This window comes from Brevibacillus sp. SKDU10 (assembly GCF_001645205.1).
In the GTDB taxonomy this organism is placed as follows: domain Bacteria; phylum Bacillota; class Bacilli; order Brevibacillales; family Brevibacillaceae; genus Brevibacillus_B; species Brevibacillus_B halotolerans.
In genome coordinates this window covers 1-19,770 of record NZ_LSSO01000204.1, presented here as the reverse complement: position 1 = coordinate 19,770, position 19,770 = coordinate 1, and the positions used below count along the sequence as shown (strand labels likewise).

Sequence of the window (19,770 nt, the reverse complement as noted above, 5' to 3'; positions counted from 1 at the left end):
TAACCCCACTTCACTTCATATCAATGGTAGTGAAAGGCACTTCGTATTCTTGAGGCAAGAAATGAACCCCGCTCAGATTTTTATGATAGACCGCTATATTAGATTGATAAGATATTGGTAAGTAAGCAGCCTGTTCGTGCAATGTAGTTAAAATATCTGTATAAAGCATCTTTCTGTGTGCTTCGTCTGTACTTACTAATACTTCCTTGATTTTTCCATCTAATTCTTTCTTGCCTGGTAGCCCTGATAGAGCTTTGTAATCTGGACTGCCGCCTTCCGAAGGTGTTGTGATAGCAGATAAATAGGAATGTGGATCAAATGGAACACCCCAGCTTGCCGTAAATAATAAATCAAAGCTGCCTTCATTGGCTGTAGCCCAAAAATCCTCTTCTTCCTTACTAGTCAGCTTAATATCTATCCCTAATTTTCTAAACTCACCTTGGGTATATTCTGCGATCGCCTTCTGGATGTTGTCTGAGCTAATAAACATCAGCTCCAATTGTAGCGTTTTTCCAGCCTTCTCTCGAAATGGTTTGCCATTTACTTGTTTCCAGCCCGCTTCATCCAATAACTGTTTCGCTTTTTCTTCATCGTGTTCATACGGTTTTACATCAATCTTCGTATATGGAATGGTAGGTGCAAATAACGTATCAGCTTTTCTTTCTGTGCCGTAAAAGATATGATCGATGACAGCCTGCTTATCAAAGGCATGCTGGATGGCTAGACGTAATTTACGCTCTTTGAGAGCTTCTCTGTTCGTATTAAAGAGTAACGCCCTTGTAGCCGTAGGTTCTGATAATTTGGTTTCATATTTTCCCGATTCCTTCAGAAACCGGAACGAATCCTGACTTATGACTCCGTTTCCAAAAATCAGATCGATGTCCTTTTTCTCAAAAGCTAGCACTCTCGATTCACCGTCAGGTATGACTTTAACAATTACCTTATCGACTTTCGGTTTCTCGCCCCAATACTTCTCGTTTCTTGTAAAGACAGCCCTTTCATTTTTCTTATATTCGCTTAGTACCCATGGACCTGTCCCAATCGGTGACTTGAGCCCGTCTTTAAATGTGTTTTGGCTATCAGGAAAGGCGGCTTCTCCTACAAATCGTAAAGGTCTGATGTACGTAAGCTCCTGAAGAGTTGGGTAATATGGCTTGTTCAAAATCAATTTAAACGTAAAATCGTCCACTACCTCCGTACTTTTAATTTGATTTATTAATTCCATCCATTCATGTTGGGGAGCATTAGCTAAAACCGTATCGAAGTTTTTCTTCACGATTGTAGCATTAAACGGCGATCCATCCGAAAATGTAACATCTTTTCTTAGATGAAACACGTATTCTTTTCCATCCTTCGATACATCCCAGCTTTGGGCCAGCCACGGTTTAAGCTCCCCGCCTTCACCGTAGTAAACGAGAGATTCATATACCATAGCTTGTGAGAACCATTGATTCGGAAAATAGGTATGAGGATTTACGTCCCCAATATCTCCGGACCAGGAAAACGTAAGAACTTTTGAACTATCTTGATTTGCTCTATTTTCTCCTTCTTTTGTTGTGTTACCACAGCCAGCGACAATAATTGTCAGCATCGCTACTAGTCCAACAAAAGAAGTAATAAATCTAGACCGTTTCAAAAACATTTTTATCACCTTTTATATAATTTAATTATTCTAAAAATGTTAAAACACAAAAAAACATTGCCAACCAGATTAAAAAGGTCAGAAATGCCTATCGTTTATGAACACATCACATCGGTCTTTTAGCATTCAAAACACCTCCCTATCTCCCCGTAGGTCTAACAGCATTTCTAGAATAGGCAGGTCTTCTGACTTGGGTTCATCATCTCCATGCGTCTTCCCAGATATGATCCAGTGACATGTTTGCATAAGACTCCCCCTTACAGCGGCGGGACCGTGCCGGATTTACACCGGCTTCCCTTTTAAGTATCCGTTTATGAAACAAATACACCTATTCCACTACCATATGTAGTTTTTCCTTATGGAAATATTCACTTTATATCCTTTTTTTGAAAGTAGGACAAAAAGTTTACCTAGAACAAATTATATTCGTTATTCCAAGTTTACGCTATATGAAATTAAAGCCCTTCTATAATTCCGCTCAGGAGATCGAACATTTTTGCCCAAAGAGGTTTAAGAAGATGCTAGGATCAGGTTCATCTATAAAAAGCTCCAATTCCTCTACAGTAAGAAAACATTGCAACAGCATGTCCCATTAACAGCTTTAGCAATGTTTTCATAGAAATCACATACCGTTGTAGCTTACAAACTCTCCGTTCGGCTTACGATAGCCGCGTGGACGTTGGCTTGAGAGCTTTTCTTTTCCGATAGTAATCATCATGACAGTTTCATATCCATCAGGAATTTCTAATATTTCCTTTATAGCACCTGGATCAAATCCAATCATCGGGCACGTATCCCAGCCTTTATCTTTCGCAGATAGCATGAACAGCATCGCAGAAAGGCTTGCATTACGAATGGCTTCTTCCTTCATAAAGGATTCACCCTTACCCTCATATATCCCTGTAACAGTCTCAACGGTACGATCCAGCTCTTGTTTACTCAAAATTCCGAGATGATGCATGCCCTCGTTTATTTTTTCCACCGCTTGATAAGCGTAACGATTGCCCAACACCAAAATGACTGCTGAAGCTGAATGCACCTTATACTGCTTGCAGGATTCATAAATTTTTTCTTTCAAGACTGGATCCGTTACGACAAGATAATGTGTATGCTGAAGATTAAAAGCAGAAGGAGCATATTTAGCCAAGGTAAAGATCTCTTCAAGCTCGGATCGGGTAATTTCTACCCCTTCAATGAAATTATTTGCGGAACGTCGACTTTTCACTAGGCTTGTAAATTCACTCATGTAAACTCCCTCATCTCATGTATGTATCGAAATTGTTACAGGGGGGAAGACGCGTTTTCTCTACACTTACTCGCTCCCCCTGCTTTTTGTATCGAATATAATTCTACTTTTTACTTTGTTGATTCTTGTCTAAATGTTACTTCTTTAGACCTATATATCGCGGCATTGTTCACGTTATACCTTATTATCATACAATAGAGTACGTGAATCTGGATACCTTTCTTTTCAGGTCCGTCCTTAGGCAAAACTTATGCAAATAAAACATATGCACCTGGACCAATCAACGCAACGCCGATAGCTACCGCTAGCAATACCAGATTGTATTCCATACCGTTCTGAGTAATCCATAATCCATTTTTTCCATGTACAGTAAAAATAGCGATCAGCATAGTAACAGCGATTAGTGCTCCTCCTACCCAAGTAAACACACCAGAGGCAAAAAGCAATCCTCCAACAATTTCACTGGCTCCTGCCATGAAAGCCATTAACAAGCCGGGCTTCACACCGATTGATTCTAACCAACCTGCTGTTCCCTTTAAGCCATGCCCGCCGAACCATCCAAATAATTTCTGTGTACCATGACCAATAAATAAAAGTCCCACAACTAATCGAATAAGTAAAAGTCCTGCATTCATTTTCTTTTTCCTCCTCAGGAATATGTTTTATTTTAAGTATCTTCAATTAAAGATATATGAGATAGATGGATAATATGCTTCTTTTTATTATCGCATCTGTTTTTTCAGCTACTTATCTACAAAATTCATTTGGGCTGACTTCCCTAGCTTTTTTAACAAGGTGATGGTAATCTCTTTTTCTTCAGGAGACAGTCCATTCATTGCTTCTGCTAGCTTTTCTCGATGCTTCGGAAAAATCTCTTGGAGAAATTGCTCTCCTGCTTGTGTTAATTCCGCATAGATCACGCGTCGATCATTCGGACAGGGCTTACGAAGCAAATAGCCTTTTTTTTCTAGCTTATCAACCACATAAGTAATATTTCCGCTAGAGATTAAAATCTTATCTCCAATTTGCTGTAGAGGCTGCCTGCCTTTGTGAAATAACAATTCTAGGACGCCAAATTCAGTCGGATTCAATCCATATTGTCGAATATCCTTCTGAACATGAGCAGACGTCCAATTAAAGGCGCGAGATAAGACAACGAACAAATGGAGAGATTGCTCTTGAGCTTTATTAACATCCGTAATCATGTCCGTTTGCTTTCCCTGTTTGTCCTGCATTTTGTTCTCTCCTTTCCTTGATTATTTTATCTTACCTTTTACAAAAAATAATTCAACATGTCTCACTTTTTAATATCTTAAATTTGAGATATATGAAGCATATCCTATTTTTTGTGTGTTGTCAACTAGTAAACTAAAAATATATGAAAAACAACAATGTGGCTGCTGAATCTGGTTATATCTGCATTACTACACAATCAAATTTTACTAAGTGGAAGCCTTATCAGCTTCGGTTACAAACAGTTTTTGGATAGGAATCTCCTCTTCTTTTAGTCCATACATTAGCCCATACAATGGTCTTAAATCCATTTCCAAATCGCACAGTGCTAGTATCTCTTCAGCCCTTAGCAATAGCTTGCTCTTCATAAGGAAAGAGCAGGAGTTGTGTCTTTACCCACGGCAATGCACAGGTGAGGAAAAGCAATGGCAATCTTCCAGCTCCCTAGTTCTTTTGTTCTTTTTATATAGTCATTCTCTGTTACAACATCGCCATACTCTTTTAGATGGTAATAAGCACTGCTTACAAGATTATCTTATTCACGGTCGAAATTACTTTGCTAAGCAAATGAATCGTTTATACTTGGAGTCATTTAAGGTAGCTATTTTTACAACAAGAAAAGACCTAACTGAATTGTTAGGTCTCCTCTTATCATTATCATCGTTAGATTAACGAAGTAATTGAAGTACGCCTTGAGGCTGTTGGTTAGCTTGTGCAAGCATGGCTTGAGCTGCTTGAGTAAGAATGTTGTTTTTCGTGAAGTCCATCATTTCTTTCGCCATATCAACGTCACGGATACGAGATTCAGCAGCTGTCAAGTTCTCAGCAGTTGCTCCCAAGTTGTTGATTGTGTGCTCTAGACGGTTTTGGTTCGCACCTAGTTTAGAGCGCTCTTCGGATACTTTGTTAAGAGCGTTGTTGATTGTTGTGATTGCTTTATCTGCTGCTTTTTGTGTGGAGATGTTAACACCTGTTTGGTCATCTTTGTCTGTAGCTGCAGCGATATCTTTTGCGGCAACAGCGGCAGCTTTAGTTGTTCCATTAGTAGTAGTAGCTTCGATGCCAATCTTTTTAAGAGCATCTACTACTTCTTGTTTTGTTGCAGTAATAGCACCTACAGACTTATCATCTTTAGCTTGTTCTTGTTTCAATGTTACGACAACATTACCATCTTTATCAATTTTTGCTGTTGTTTCTTTTACTTCAGCATTACCGTTTGTTTTTGATGCTTTCAATTCTACTTTAAAGGTATCTTCAGAAATATTACCTACTTTAATATCTGCATCAAGCGCAGTTTCTTTGGACTGAAGACCATTTACACCAAGCTCTGTGTTGCTCATGTCGTTAATGCTCAATTTGATACTTTGTCCTTGGTTAGCACCGATATGGAATGTTTTGTCTTCAAAAGATCCATCCAATACTTTTTGGTTGTTGAATTCTGTGTCTGTAGAAATACGTTTGATTTCTTTGGACAATTCATTAACCTCTGCCTGAAGCTTTTGACGGTCTACGCCTTCGTTGGTGTCAGAAGATGCTTGAACGGCTAGTTCGCGCATACGTTGCAGGATGCTGTGTGTTTCAGTTAATGCACCCTCTGCTGTTTGGATCAAGGAGATACCATCTTGCGCATTTTTAGAAGCCATTTCTAGACCGCGGATTTGTCCACGCATTTTTTCAGAGATCGCTAGACCTGCTGCGTCATCACCTGCACGGTTGATGCGAAGACCAGAGGACAATTTCTCCAGGTTTTTACCAGATGCGCCAGTGTTTACGCCTAGTTGACGATGTGTGTTTAGTGCTGATACGTTGTGATTGATTCTCATGATTTGTTACCTCCGTGTTTTTCATTTCTTGAACCATCCAATTGTTCAAGATAATATTGTGTTGCTTTATTTTGAAATAGAATTGTTTCAAAATGGCAACTGTTTAGTCCCCTAATCGGCTAATAGTAGCGCTACCCTTGGCATGCATGGCTCAGATAAAAAACCAAGATTTAGGTGACTATTATTAGTATCGGATATTCATCATAAAATTTTACAGTTCATTAAAAGTTTTTTTATTCAAATTTTTCCAACGTTACGTTGAGAGGTTTTATTTTAGTAGAAAGCAGGTTAGCTTTTATGATGAAATCTCAGCAATTCATTCAGGTTTAACATCAACTAATACTTGATTCAAAAACGTAACAAAAAATAGAAATATCAATTACAGGACTTATTAATCACTACAATATACAGCATCCAAAATGTTTGATAATGCTATGATATCTCCCGGAGAAAAAGCACATCTAACTAGTTCAGTTCGTATTGTCTCTTCTTCCAAAAATACCATTAGATAATTTAATATCTTATTTCCCTCTTTAATTAAGAACTGCTTTTTTATACAAAAAGGAAAGACCTAACTGATTCGTTAGGTCTTTTCATTATCATCGTTAGATTAACGAAGTAATTGAAGTACGCCTTGAGGCTGTTGGTTAGCTTGTGCAAGCATGGCTTGAGCTGCTTGAGTAAGAATATTATTTTTTGTGAAGTCCATCATTTCTTTTGCCATATCAACGTCACGGATACGGGATTCAGCAGCTGTCAAGTTCTCTGCAGTTGCTCCCAAGTTGTTGATAGTGTGTTCTAGACGGTTTTGGTTTGCACCTAGTTTAGAGCGCTCTTCAGATACTTTGTTTAGAGCGTTGTTGATAGTTGTGATTGCTTTGTCTGCTGCTTTTTGAGTGGAGATGTTAACACCTCTTGTATTATCTTCCACCCCAGCAGCTACTTTCTCATCAGCAGCAATTTTGCCTGCTACTGCATCTTTCATTTTAGACTCGTCTTTAGCAACTACATCAAGACCTACTTTTTTAAGAGCATCCATTACGTCTTGTTTCGTGCCTGTACCCTTTTTACCATCGCTTTTTAATGTAACCGTATATTCATTTGCTTTCGTTAATTTAGCAGAAGTTTCTGTTGCAGCAGTTGTAGTAGGATCACTAAATTTAATTGTAATTTCTGCGCCCTCTCTATTTTTTACAGTTAACTCCATACTTTTAAGATCAGTTTCTTTGTAAGTAGCGTTTACACCAAGCTTCTCATTGCTCATATCATTAATGCTCAGCTTAATATTTTGTCCTTGGTTAGCACCGATATGGAATGTTTTGTTTTCAAAAGATCCATCCAATACTTTTTGGTTGTTGAATTCTGTGTCTGTAGAAATACGGTTGATTTCTTTGGACAATTCATCAACCTCTGCTTGAAGCTTTTGACGGTCTACGCCTTCGTTGGTGTCAGAAGATGCTTGAACGGCTAGTTCGCGCATACGTTGCAGGATGCTGTGTGTTTCAGTTAATGCACCCTCAGCTGTTTGGATCAAAGAGATACCATCTTGCGCATTTTTAGAAGCCATTTCTAGACCGCGGATTTGGCCACGCATTTTTTCAGAGATTGCTAGACCTGCTGCGTCATCACCAGCACGGTTGATGCGAAGACCAGAAGACAATTTCTCTAGGTTTTTACCAGATGCGCCAGTGTTTACGCCTAGTTGGCGATGTGTGTTTAGTGCTGATACGTTATGATTGATTCTCATGATTCTTACCTCCGTGTTTTTTACTTCTTGAACCATCCATGTTGTTCAAGATGATGTTGTGTTGCTTTATTTTGAAATCAAATTGTTCAAAATGGCAACTGCTTCCGTCGTCCCAAATAGTAGCGCTATCCTCAACATCCATCCATGCTAAAGAAAAAATCCATGATTTGAGCGACTATTATTAATATCGGATATATGATTTAAAACTTTATTGTTATGTATAATATTTTTTAAATCAAAATTTTTTGTATAGTTTTACCTTTTGATCGAGAATTTCACTCTTTTATTAATAGCCTACACATTACCTATTAAGCTCTCCATTTTAAATGAAAAAAGAAAAGACCTAACTGATTCGCTAGGTCTTTTCGATAAAATAAATTAACGAAGTAATTGAAGCACGCTTTGAGGCTGTTGGTTAGCCTGGGCAAGCATAGCTTGAGCTGCTTGAGTCAGGATGTTGTTTTTCGTGAAGTCCATCATTTCTTTCGCCATATCAACATCACGGATACGGGATTCTGCGGCTGTTAGGTTCTCAGCAGTTGTTCCCAGGTTATTGATAGTGTGCTCTAGACGGTTTTGGTTTGCACCTAGTTTAGAGCGCTCTTCCGATACTTTGTTAAGAGCGTTGTTGATCGTTGTGATTGCTTTATCTGCAGCTTTTTGTGTGGAGATGTTAACACCTCTTGTGTCATCAACATCTGTAGCAGCAGCTTTAGCAATAGTTGTTTCTGCTAATTTAGCGGCAGTATCGCTTCCTTTTTTACCAGCGCCAAGCTTCGATTCAACTCCTACGGCCTTCAGAGCTCCTAATACATCATCAAATTTTGCTGTTGTATTGGTACCGTCTGCAGATGCTAAGGTTACGGTGACTTTACCATCCTTATCTACTTTAGCAGATGTACCAGATCCTTTCGCTCCAATTGCAAATTCAACTTTGAAAGCTTCATCACCGCTTCTGTTCGTAAACGTGATGTCACCCGCCGTTGTTTCTTTAGCTAGACCATTTACGCCAAGCTCTTTGTTACTCATGTTGTTGATACTCAATTTGATGTTTTGTCCTTGGTTAGCACCGATATGGAACGTTTTGTCTTCGAAAGAACCATCCAATACTTTTTGGTTGTTGAACTCAGTGTCTGTTGAAATACGTTTAATTTCTTTGGACAGCTCATCAACCTCTGCTTGAAGCTTTTGACGGTCAACGCCTTCGTTGGTGTCAGAAGATGCTTGAACGGCTAGTTCACGCATACGTTGTAGAATGCTGTGTGTTTCAGTCAAGGCACCCTCTGCTGTTTGGATTAAGGAGATACCGTCTTGCGCATTTTTAGAAGCCATTTCTAGACCGCGGATTTGACCACGCATTTTTTCAGAGATCGCTAGACCTGCTGCGTCATCACCTGCACGGTTGATGCGAAGACCAGAAGACAATTTCTCCAGGTTTTTACCAGATGCTCCAGTGTTTACACCTAGCTGACGGTGCGTGTTTAGTGCTGATACGTTGTGATTGATTCTCATGATTCCTACCTCCGTGTTTTTACTTCTTGAACCATCCATTTGCTCAAGATTATGTAATGTTGCACTATTCTGAAATAGGATCGTTTCAAGATGCTAGTCAACCAAATCTTGGATAACCACACTTTCTTAGCATCATTTTGCCCAGAAAATATCCATGATTTAGGTGACTATTATTAATATCGGTTATATCACAAAAAACTTTATAGTTTTATCAAATATTTTTTTATTCACTAAATATTAAAGTAATTACTCATGCATTATCCCTTCTCTTCACGATCTGTGATCATTCACAAATGCTTTTCGTCACAATAAAATATTCAAGTTTTCCTTGTTGCTGGAATTCAAACCCAATTTGAGTAATAGTATTCATTAATTTTTCATAGTCTAATTCTTCTGTTTGTTGTATTGAAATCCCTTCAGCTTTCTCCTGTTTTACAATGGCTTTAATAATTGTAGCTTCAAGATATTCAACAGTAAATTCTTCAATATATGTAACTAATAAGAGACGTACTTCATTTTATATATATTGAAGTGTGGCAATATTCATTCTAGAAAGAGGTGATTGATTGGGATAGAGCTGAATAAGAGTCCTCCCTATTGCGACTGAAGAAAAGAAAGTGAATGATCAATTAGCAAACACTGGGGAAATTGACATGGTCTCTGGAAAGAATATAAGACTGAATTTTGAGAACAAATAACTAAATTAATTGGTGTAGGTTTCACAGTTGTTTTCAATTCATTTGTCCACCAAAGTACAAACGCTAATAATGTTATTCACAGTAGATGAGCCATATGACTTTCAATAATATATTCGCCTAAATAAAAAGCTAAGATACAAAAACCAATAAAGATAGCTAGGGATAATAAAATATTTTTACGATCATCATCTATTTTTCTATTCAAAATACCTCTTATTGAAATGACTATCAATCCCAATAGAATGAAATAGAAAATACTAGTGCTGAGATAGTATTGAATTGTATAACCAAAAAATTTGGGATCGTAGTATGCAAACAGGATGACTTTTCCTATTAAGATATATATAAAAGTTAATAGATATTTCATCCCAATCTGCTCCTTAATTAATCGGGTCTTACATCATTTTCAATGTAAGATCCGATTACCTTATTGTTCTTTTCCGAGTATTGGCGTAATTTCTAATTCAGAATTAATGTTTTTTACATGTGACATAACTGTCACCTTGCCATCAGTTGCAGAGATAATGCCATAGATAGCTACATTTTTCTTTGCCCCAAACGTAAACACTGGGGAACCACTGTCTCCCACATCAGCAACATCTATAGAGAGCGTTTTTTGGTTCTTTACTATAGAAATTGTTATAGGTGTTACATGTAGCTTAAGTAAAGTAGAGGGATGGCAATTAGAGCAACCTTGATAATACCTTGTAAAATTGAACGATACCTATAATTTCTATAGTGGCTTTTTTTTCTGTTAAAAAGGAAATCAAGTGATAATACAATAATTAGAACATGAATACTCACAGTCCAAGTAATGCTTGTATTTTGCTTGATATAAAATAACCAAATCAATTCTGCTAATGCCACTAAGATAAAGGTTATTAGCAAAGATTTACTCCTCATTGTTTCACCCTCTCAAAGCTCCCCACCAAAACGTCAGGGAGCAATTTTTTAATCACATTTTTTCCAGACTTTATATGCATATTCGGCACATTCAGAATCAAACTGTGTGGTTGTTATTTAAAAAATAAGGAAAATATGTTATTATGTTGTAAAATGGTTAAGGGAGGGGTTTACGTGTATTTGCGACTGATGCAAAAGCTAACCATTTTCATTATAGTCTTTTTTGCAGTAATAATACTTGTCGGCTTGTTACTTCCAAAGGGGGCTATAATCACTCAAATTATTATGACTGTAATTTTATTTATGCTAATAGCATATTTATTTTATCATAAGAGAAAAAAGGCTAGATAATATAACCTAGCCTTTTTTTGATGCTACAGTTCATTTATCCCACCGTAAGTACTTCCCTTAACTGTAGACCCTACATAAACCTCAAACGTTTCGGTATTTAGGGTAATCCCAAAGTACTTCCACCCTATGATACCCTCTGCTCTTAGTCTTGTGTATACTTCGCAGTAGTCATTGTTTCCTTCAGAGAAGTTTCTTACTTTCCCTAAAGCTCTTTCATCAACAGTTAGTACCGTACCGCCAATATACTTTTTCCAATCTCCATCACTATAAGTTGCTTTTACTTTTTTCCCGTCATATTCAAATTGACCCTTTGCCCACACTTCTAAAGATTTTAACCCCCAGCCATTATAAAATTCGTATCTAGACTCTTTCTTTTCTGTTTTTTTAGCTTTAGCGCTTGCTCTGACTTCTTTAGTATCTAACGCTGTTTCAGCGATTGTACTAAGAGATTGAACAATTACCTCACCTGCATCTCCTACATATACAACTAATTCACCATCTTTCTTGTTATAATCAATAAAATGACCATAACCAGATGGACTATTGTGTTTTTCCATAAAATTTCCTACTGAAAATTTATTTTTATTCTTGGCGTTATATAGCTTTATTGCTTTTGACTTTTCTGGGAAAATATCTTCAACACTTAGAGAAGAATCATTCATCTCTAGTGGTGCTGGGAATTTTTTGTAGTGTTCCTCAATAACTTTTTCAATTTCTTCTGAGCTTTCTATCTCTTTCGATTTCAAATTTTCCAAATCATGTATAAGTTCAGGAACGTGTTTATCCATGTAGTTTTTAACAACTGAAATTGTTTCTTTCTTATTAAGTTCTTTTGCATATGCTTCAGGAACCATGGAAAAAGCACTCATAGCTAACATAGTAGATAGAGCCAAACCTGCTAATTTTTTCATATAAATTCCTCCTGATATTTTTGTTTTTATACGTTGAAGAAGATTCTTGTAGTTTGTTCTAAAGGGCTTTCGTGCAACCTATATTCATCTGACTTCCACTTCTTTGATTTTTTAAGCGAAGCTTTTGAATTTCAATAATGTACTCATCTAGCTGCTGACTCATCTGCAATACTTCTGGATGTAAAAATGAGCCTTCTTGGTAATACAACATCTCTAACTCTTTACGGAGGAGTTCAATACGTTTTTGTAAACCATGTTCTAGTTGAGAATTTTCTGTTTTCATATTCTGTAAGTGAGTGGTAAAATGAACCTGAGTAACATTTATTGTTGCTCAAGGTGGGGTCGTTCCGATTGTCTAGAAACTAACGGGAACGCTCCTTTTAATTATTAAGTCACCTAGATTGAAAGTGACACCTCCTTTCTTCCTCCTGAATATCATTTTCCGCTCCGTTCTAATTTTTCCTTAAAAAACCATTAGCTTGAAACGTTTTACAAATTACGACAAAAATTATATATTTTCAGAAAAAAGAACGCTAAATTAATAGCGTTCAATAGTTTCAAAAACATTAATATCCCGGATCATCTAGAAACGCAGAGATTGCTTGTTGATTTTTTGTCTCGTACGTATCTTCAAGTGATAATGAAGCAGAAAATAGTAATGAAAGTAGGCTCAAAAACAATATTGTTTTTTTCACCATTCTCAACCCCTTATCTGTTTTTTTTGGTTTATTTCATCATAAATATACACTAGTTTTCTTAATATTCTCTTCTCAAGTTTTTTGTAATTTTTATTTACACAATTTAGTATCATACCCATGCAATGATTAATCTCTATATAAGCGCTCACTTTTTCATAATTCAAGACACTTTCAATTAGCTTAGAAATGCCCATTTCAATATTCCCTTGTTTTAAATAAAACTCCCCTCTTATTTTGTAGAATCTACCTAACTCTCGATACTTATATGGAGTTTTAACATCAATGTTCATTTTACTTTCTTCAATAGATTCAAGAACACTTACAATAGAATTATCATCTTTTAATATTAGCAATGTTTCTAGTAAGTCATTTAATCTATGAATATAATTGTCATCAACAGACTCAAGTAAACACTCTTGCAATAGAGGGACTGCTAAATCATACTCCCCCTTTTTTAAGTGTATGTTTGCTTTAATTGTCTTATGACATTCTAAAACAAACTTATATCCTAACTTGCAAAAATGGTTAACATAATTTTCTGCCGACTCACAATCGTTCAAACAGACATAAGAGTTACATATTGCTAACGCTACTCGTTCCTTTAGCTCATTGTTCCCAATGTCTTCTGTAATCCCCTTTTCCCCTAATTCAATACACTTCTCATATTTTTTCATTGCATATGCTTGAAGAGCCATTCTAAAAAATAAAACTATCTTTTCTTCTTTAGATAAGAAATCTAGATAGTGAATAGCTTCTTCACCAACTTTAAATGACTCCTCCATACTTTTAAAATCTTGTCTTTCGATCAAGTATTTTTGAAATGACGGCTTAGCTATGTACATGGGAATGCCGTGTGCTCTTGCATATTTAATAATTGTATTGTACAGCGACAATCTAACTTCATTGTTTACAGCTTTATTAGCAAGTTTATATATATGTTCTAATAATGCGTATGTATCCTCCTTTGAATTTTCAAGGAATTTTATAGCAACCTTAGCCATCAAAGTAGGATTCGAAAGTTCAATGCATAATAATAAAAAATCATCAAAAACTTCAGCCCGATGTTCTACTTTGATATACCATTCAATGATTTGTTCGTATGGGATATCTAAAACATCTGCGATTGGCTTTAAAGTTCTTAATTCTGGACGCTTTGTTTCATCATTTTCAATCTTCGATAAGACCCCTTTGCTAATTCCTGTCATTCTCCCTAATTCCGACAAACTCAAGCCCATATTTGCTCTTTTTTCTCTTATCAGTTCCCCCAATGTTGTGAAAGTTAGACTGTCAACCATGTCAATCCCCTTCCATAATTTATAAATAATTACATTGATTCCTTTATCAATCTTAACTTGACTCTAACTATATTGTATATTTTTGTAAATAACAATAAAAATTATTGGATTAAATAATTTTTATATTTTTTACAACAAGAAAGGTGGTTTTTTAATTTTTAAATTTAAAACCTTATAAATCTACTCCTATTCGCTGGAAAGGGAGTTAATTAATATGCACTTGCTACATATAACTCTACGTTGAAAGGGACTATTACTATGTCCAGTAACCAAGTTTTAGAAGTAAAAGTTGAGAATCTGCACAGAGAACTCAATTCTTTCAAAGAAGAAACAAAGTAAGATATCCGAGAAATTAACTTAAGCATTAAACAAAGCGATAAGCTCTTTAATGTTGCTATTGTGATCATGACTGAAAACATTACCAAGCTAACTACAATTGCTGACCAACAACGTGAAGAGATGCGTCAACAACGCGAGAAATTTAGGTTAATTCGAGAATCTAAGTCTTCTGAGACAAAAATCTCTCAAGGGAATGATGAAAAGAAATGGTATCAAGAAACCACTAATAAGTTGATTATGCTGATTGGTTTAATCCTCTGTGTATTACTCGGATTGAATGCATCCATATAGATATGAGTGGGAAGATGACTTCTAAAACATATCATTCTCTCTTAGAATTTTGTGTGCAGTTATTGAAACGTTATAACTTAACTGAAAATGATCTGTGGTTACATAAGGAAGTTGTTGTCTGGAAGAATTGTCATAGAGGGTTTGTAAATAATCCTGAAGCAAATGAAGTAAAATAGTTATCCCTTTCTGGCTATATGCTGGAAGGGGATTTTTTTGTATATATGGAATCCACTACCTTGTAGATTATACTTCATAATAACCTCAATGATTTCTTCGTAAATCTTTTTCCGTTTCTCCTCTCTGCGACAATTGATGCCGTATGGGTCTTTACAAAATTTTTTTAGACGTACAAATGAATTATGCATTTCTTGTCCACACTTGCATAAGTATACTAATTCATTTTTTTGATTTACATAAGGACTTAATAGCTTGCATCGATAGCTTTCAAACCAAAGATTAACCTCGCTCTGTGTATATTGAGATGTAGCCATGTCATTTCACCTCTCCATCGGTTGTCTGGTACAATGAAGAAAAAAATAAGGAGGATCAGTATGAAACGTCTACCGATCGCACTATTATTAGGCTTCGCTCTTCTCGTAACAGGCTGTGGGACAAAAACAGCTCCTGCTCCTGATCAACAACAAAATAACGCTGCTTCCGGGCAACCCGCTCCTTCAGACAAAAAGGAGGAAACCGTTAAAAAGCCTAGCAAACAATATGATAAGGCTCCTGAGATGAAGATTGATCCAAGTAAAAATTATGAAGCCGTTGTAGAGACTAACAAAGGGTCATTTACCATCCAATTGTTTGCAAAAGACGCTCCTAAAACCGTCAATAACTTTGTTTTCCTCGCAAACGATCATTTTTACGATGGTGTAACATTTCACCGCATCATCCAGAGCTTTATGATTCAAACTGGTGATCCAAAGGGAGATGGAACAGGCGGTCCTGGTTATTCCTTTGAAGATGAATTAAAGAATGGGCACTCTTATGATAAAGGTGTTGTAGCAATGGCGAATGCGGGGCCAAATACCAATGGAAGCCAGTTTTTCATTGGTTCTGGAGATGATGTAAAGAACTTGGAGGCTCGACCAGACTATACAATATTCGGAAAAATAACAGCAGGTATGGACACCATCGACAAAATTGCCGCTACACCTGTCAAAGCAAATTCATTTGGTGAGAATAGTACGCCAACTGAAACCATTACCATTCAAAAGATCACCGTTACAGAAAAATAAACATAAGGAAACGGCAAGCCCTTGGAATGCCTCTAGGCATGACTCAAGGGCTTTTTCCTTTTTCATCTATTTTTGCTGCCTACATATACAGCGTCCTATTCATCCCCATTCTTCCACTTTTTTTCATAGGTTTCCCATGGGAATTAGAGGTATGATAGCCAATCTTCGGGTTCATTCTTAGCAAAGTGAACCAGTTGTTTTCCTCCCGCCCCTGTCTATTTCCGCTTTTTTTGAGCATGTTCAATTCTGTTTTCTAAATGGCTAACTCATACTTCCCCGCTAGCCTTTGTTCCCTTCATTCCTTGTCTCATTGGGCTTTTATTCGACTGTATCTACTAAAAAGCACTCCCTTTCTCACTGCCTACTGCTCCTCCCACAAGAGAAAACTTCTTCCATTTCTATATCCCTATGCGTTTTTTCATGCGTTTCCTCCCAAATTGGTTTCCAATATCCTACTATTGTCCTAGTCTTTTGCCTACGACTAGAATGATTGAAGACCAAAAGACTCATCGGCATAAACTGAGGACAAAAAACAAAAAGGGCGTTTACCTCTACGTCCTTTTCTATTACATGAAAAAATTGCCAAATTTGACGTGTGGTGAACTAGTCTAGCTCCCATTCGAACTTTAAAGGAGGCATTCTCTTGCAATCAATAAGGACATTACCTTTAATACGTATGGCTTTACACATTAGCCTTTTAGCAAGCGTTAGTGCTATCGCATTTTTCTTTACACCAGCCGGTGTAGCTGCTCCGGCCATCCAACCCGTGTCTGCAAACAAGACAGAAAAGCAAGCCGCTGCCTTGGCTTTTGCTCCTCAACAAAGTCCAGCAAACATGGAAGTTGTAGAAGAGGTGCAAACAGACAGTAATCAGAAAAACATTCAGAAAACGCAAGCTAAGCTCCAAAAAGCAGGGCTATATCAGGGGCCGATTGACGGTCGGTCAAGTAAGCAATTAGGACAAGCAGTAGCCGCTTTTCAACGCTTAAAAGGTCTCCCGGTAACAGGACTACTTAATGAAGAAACCTTCGCCCGGTTACACAAAAGTAATTCTATTTCCGCGGAAATTGACATGCTAGAACGTCTAGTTTATGCGGAAAGCCGTGGTGAGCCCTATGAAGGAAAGGTTGCCGTGGCAGCCGTTGTATTAAATCGAGTGAAATCAGAGCAGTTCCCTGATACGATAAAAGGCGTCATTTTTGCTCGTAATGCGTTTAGCGTTATTCAAAATGGACGATTGTCCTCTGCTAAAAATAAAGAAACTCAATTAGCTGTTCGAGATGCTTTATTTGGAGATGACCCTTCTCGTGGAGCCCTGTATTTTTACAATCCAGACATCTCTACTTCTAGGTGGATTTTTAGCCGGACAACAACTGTCGTGATTGATAATCATGTGTTTGCTGTTTAGGAAAATAGGAGCAACTTGTGATTTCAAATGATTTTATTTTTCTTTTATTTTACCTTTATTTCCAATTTATTTTTGTTTGATATAGTAAGGCCTAATCAGTCGTTTCAAATTTGAGTTGGATACTGAAGACTATTCTTCAGAGTACTTATCACAACGGTTATTCGGGTGAGAGCGAATTCAATCGATTTATAAGTATTCCTTCTCAAAACCCCCATATTCTCTGCACACATTCCATGACGGATGAGTGCTTTTTTTTTACCATTTTGCTCACGCTTTTTCTTTTTTCTTGTTACAATAAAGAATTAGAAAGATAAATGGAAGCAGGAGTCAAGTATAGGGGAGGCAGAATATGCGTTTATACAGCCAGTTTACCTTAGCAGAACTACAAGAGGAAATGGAAACACTTCGTAAACAAATTGATGAGAAAAAAAGACAAAACGATCAGGTAAGCGTTGGCATTCTTGAACAAAAATTTTTCATGGCAAAATCTTATTATCTAGGTACCAAAGAATTCCGTATTGGGAAATGCTATAAGGTACACGGACAACAAGAGCCTTTTATCATCGAGTATTTTAATGGTGTCTTTGCATGGGGAACCTTTCAACATGACAGAGAGGCAGAAGCCGTGGGTTTTCCAGTCGGCATGCTAGAAGAATAATTTACGGGGAAAGTGAGATTATCATCATGGACATCACCAGTTTACTTCTATTGTTATTGCTAGGATTGGCAATTGTAGGTAGTAATAATGCCGTATCGATTGCTGTTTCTTTTTTACTGTTTGTGCGTTTATTACAATTAGAGCGTGTTTTTCCGTTTTTAGAACAAAACGGTTTGCATATCGGAATCATTATTTTAACAATTGGCGTCATGACTCCGCTTGCTAGTGGAAAAATTACACCGCAAATGATTTGGAGTACATTTACCCACTGGCAATCGTTATTAGCTGTAGTGGTAGGAATTTTTGTTGCTTACTTAGGAGGACGAGGTGCAGGCCTCATGTCAGCGAATCCTGTCATTGTTACAGGGTTATTAGTAGGAACAATTATTGGGGTATCACTATTTAAAGGGGTTCCTGTGGGACCATTAATCGCTGCTGGTATCGTTTCGATGTTATTTCAGGTTTTAACAAAATAAGCATAAAAAACAGCCTCCATCCATACGGGTGAGAGGCTGTTTTTCTAGTTACTGCATATGCTGCATGTTCTCCTGCAAACAGGATAGGCTAATAGGTATCTGTAAAAGAAAGGATTTTTCACACTGCCATGTCAGCTTTTTCGAAAATAGAAATCCTAGCAAGCATTCGTCATCAGGTAAAGGAAGCCAATGCCACAAATATTACCCGCACGAATGCTTATCACTCCTTTTATAAGGCTTATCCTGAGATAGATTGGGCCCTGTTAGCTCATTTGGTCTCACGTAACGGCGGTTGGCAAATGACCGATTTACGCGGGGAATGGTTGCCCAAAATATTGCCTAAGCAAGAAATAGAGGATTTTTTTATCTTTTTGGAACGATGTAACTGGCTTATATTCCAAGATGCCTATCCCCAGCTATTGCTATATGCAGCCATGCAGAACCATTCGCAGGATTTTTCAGCATGGCTCCCTGAGCTTGGGGTTTCTGCATTTATGATTCCGATCTGGTCTCAATTTTGGCATAGAATGTCTCAATTCAAAGGAAAAGCATGGAATCCTTTTGCTCCATCTCTAAAAGATGAACGTAGACGACTTACCTGGGCCCTCATTATTAATGAGCAAAATTATATTCATCAGCGAGTCATTACTCATCCCCACTTTGTCACACATGTATTAAAACGATTAGATTTTACCTTACCCGAAATGCTTTCCTTGCAACAAGTCCTATTCCCTTACCAAATCTCGCATAGCAATGCCTACGATAAAATGCTGGTGCTTAATCTGGCACATTTTGAGAAGCTATCCAGCCGTATTCTGATCGGCAAAACCTTATATCATTATCTATTTGCTAATCCCAAACGTTTGAAAGCTATCTGTCGTTTTTGCGAAGAGGTTAAGCATACAGGCTCAAGGGCTGATTATTGGCCCCATCGATTTACTTCTACGAAAGAAAAGATACGTACATCTGCCTTTGCCACTGATGAGCCCTCCCCAGCCTACAGTCCTTGTTTACAACAAGTATGGTTACCCGTTCGCCATAAGGATGCCGGGGGAATAGACTGGTTTTGTGACATGTCCTGGTACGATAAATTAGAAGTAGGGGAACTGTTACCAGTAGAAGGAGAGTCTGAATATCAATCAGCATTGGATATGATCAAACAAGGCACTCATTGGTTTGCTCCGTTTTTGAAAATAAAGCAATGGCTACAATCCGTTACAAAAGATCGTAATTTTTCAAAATAAATCAACCACATTTGTACCAAACGATAGCTATTCACAAAAAAAGAAGAGCAACCT

16 protein-coding genes, 1 pseudogene and 1 riboswitch are annotated in these 19,770 nt (G+C 37.3%); of the genes and pseudogenes, 6 read left to right on the top strand and 11 right to left on the bottom strand.

From position 1 onward, the window contains the following. Window positions 1–10: 10 nt before the first annotated feature. The 7 genes from nikA to AYJ08_RS20750 all read right to left on the bottom strand — a co-directional run bounded on the left by nikA (window position 11) and on the right by AYJ08_RS20750 (window position 9,203). Window positions 11–1,642: a nickel ABC transporter substrate-binding protein gene (gene nikA / locus AYJ08_RS20780; RefSeq protein ID WP_064019295.1), complete on the bottom strand. Its 1,632-nt coding sequence runs from the start codon at window positions 1,640–1,642 to the stop codon at window positions 11–13. 158 nt (window positions 1,643–1,800) lie between these two features. Next, window positions 1,801–1,989: riboswitch (cobalamin riboswitch) on the bottom strand. Between the two features lie 275 nt (window positions 1,990–2,264). Continuing rightward, window positions 2,265–2,888: a nitroreductase family protein gene (locus AYJ08_RS20775; RefSeq protein ID WP_064019294.1), complete on the bottom strand. Its 624-nt coding sequence runs from the start codon at window positions 2,886–2,888 to the stop codon at window positions 2,265–2,267. Between the two features lie 248 nt (window positions 2,889–3,136). After that, on the bottom strand, window positions 3,137–3,523 hold the full coding sequence (locus AYJ08_RS20770; protein ID WP_003335960.1) for a DoxX family protein: 387 nt from the start codon (window positions 3,521–3,523) through the stop codon (window positions 3,137–3,139). Between the two features lie 108 nt (window positions 3,524–3,631). Continuing rightward, on the bottom strand, window positions 3,632–4,123 hold the full coding sequence (locus AYJ08_RS20765; RefSeq protein WP_082891047.1) for a MarR family winged helix-turn-helix transcriptional regulator: 492 nt from the start codon (window positions 4,121–4,123) through the stop codon (window positions 3,632–3,634). A 666-nt stretch (window positions 4,124–4,789) separates the two neighbouring features. After that, window positions 4,790–5,944: a flagellin N-terminal helical domain-containing protein gene (locus AYJ08_RS20760; RefSeq protein ID WP_064019293.1), complete on the bottom strand. Its 1,155-nt coding sequence runs from the start codon at window positions 5,942–5,944 to the stop codon at window positions 4,790–4,792. A gap of 610 nt (window positions 5,945–6,554) precedes the next feature. Continuing rightward, the gene (locus AYJ08_RS20755; RefSeq protein ID WP_064019292.1) at window positions 6,555–7,691 is read right to left on the bottom strand and encodes a flagellin N-terminal helical domain-containing protein; all 1,137 of its coding nucleotides are present in this window, start codon (window positions 7,689–7,691) and stop codon (window positions 6,555–6,557) included. 378 nt (window positions 7,692–8,069) lie between these two features. Continuing rightward, window positions 8,070–9,203 (bottom strand): flagellin N-terminal helical domain-containing protein, encoded by a 1,134-nt coding sequence (locus tag AYJ08_RS20750; protein WP_064019291.1) that lies wholly within the window; start codon window positions 9,201–9,203, stop codon window positions 8,070–8,072. Window positions 9,204–9,858: 655 nt separating this feature from the next. On the opposite strand from AYJ08_RS20750, the pseudogene AYJ08_RS25000 reads away from it, so the two are divergent. Further along, window positions 9,859–9,936: pseudogene (locus AYJ08_RS25000) on the top strand (hypothetical protein); the annotation flags it as partial. 392 nt (window positions 9,937–10,328) lie between these two features. Here AYJ08_RS25000 and AYJ08_RS23685 read toward each other — a convergent pair. The 4 genes from AYJ08_RS23685 to AYJ08_RS20725 form a co-directional block, all read right to left on the bottom strand. Continuing rightward, window positions 10,329–10,469, bottom strand: coding sequence for a hypothetical protein (locus tag AYJ08_RS23685; RefSeq protein WP_157452907.1), 141 nt, complete (start codon window positions 10,467–10,469; stop codon window positions 10,329–10,331). 709 nt (window positions 10,470–11,178) lie between these two features. Continuing rightward, window positions 11,179–12,066, bottom strand: a complete 888-nt coding sequence (locus tag AYJ08_RS20735) for a hypothetical protein (RefSeq protein ID WP_064019288.1) — start codon at window positions 12,064–12,066, stop codon at window positions 11,179–11,181. Between the two features lie 58 nt (window positions 12,067–12,124). Next, complete coding sequence (locus AYJ08_RS20730) at window positions 12,125–12,349, bottom strand: aspartyl-phosphate phosphatase Spo0E family protein (RefSeq protein WP_064019287.1); 225 nt, start codon at window positions 12,347–12,349, stop codon at window positions 12,125–12,127. Window positions 12,350–12,766: 417 nt separating this feature from the next. Continuing rightward, window positions 12,767–14,059 carry a helix-turn-helix domain-containing protein gene (locus tag AYJ08_RS20725; RefSeq protein ID WP_064019286.1) on the bottom strand — a complete coding sequence of 431 codons (1,293 nt, stop codon included), beginning with the start codon at window positions 14,057–14,059 and terminating at the stop codon, window positions 12,767–12,769. 1,181 nt (window positions 14,060–15,240) lie between these two features. On the opposite strand from AYJ08_RS20725, the gene AYJ08_RS20710 reads away from it, so the two are divergent. From AYJ08_RS20710 to AYJ08_RS20690, 5 genes are all read left to right on the top strand, one after another. After that, window positions 15,241–15,930 (top strand): peptidylprolyl isomerase, encoded by a 690-nt coding sequence (locus tag AYJ08_RS20710; protein WP_064019284.1) that lies wholly within the window; start codon window positions 15,241–15,243, stop codon window positions 15,928–15,930. Window positions 15,931–16,573: 643 nt separating this feature from the next. Beyond that, window positions 16,574–17,338: a cell wall hydrolase gene (locus AYJ08_RS20705; RefSeq protein WP_064019283.1), complete on the top strand. Its 765-nt coding sequence runs from the start codon at window positions 16,574–16,576 to the stop codon at window positions 17,336–17,338. 349 nt (window positions 17,339–17,687) lie between these two features. Next, window positions 17,688–17,996 (top strand): DUF1811 family protein, encoded by a 309-nt coding sequence (locus AYJ08_RS20700; protein WP_064019282.1) that lies wholly within the window; start codon window positions 17,688–17,690, stop codon window positions 17,994–17,996. Between the two features lie 26 nt (window positions 17,997–18,022). Then, complete coding sequence (locus AYJ08_RS20695) at window positions 18,023–18,472, top strand: DUF441 domain-containing protein (protein WP_064019281.1); 450 nt, start codon at window positions 18,023–18,025, stop codon at window positions 18,470–18,472. 128 nt (window positions 18,473–18,600) lie between these two features. Continuing rightward, a complete protein-coding gene (locus AYJ08_RS20690; RefSeq protein WP_064019280.1) occupies window positions 18,601–19,716 on the top strand; it encodes a DUF2515 family protein in 1,116 nt (371 codons plus the stop codon). The last annotated feature ends 54 nt before the right edge of the window (window positions 19,717–19,770 follow it).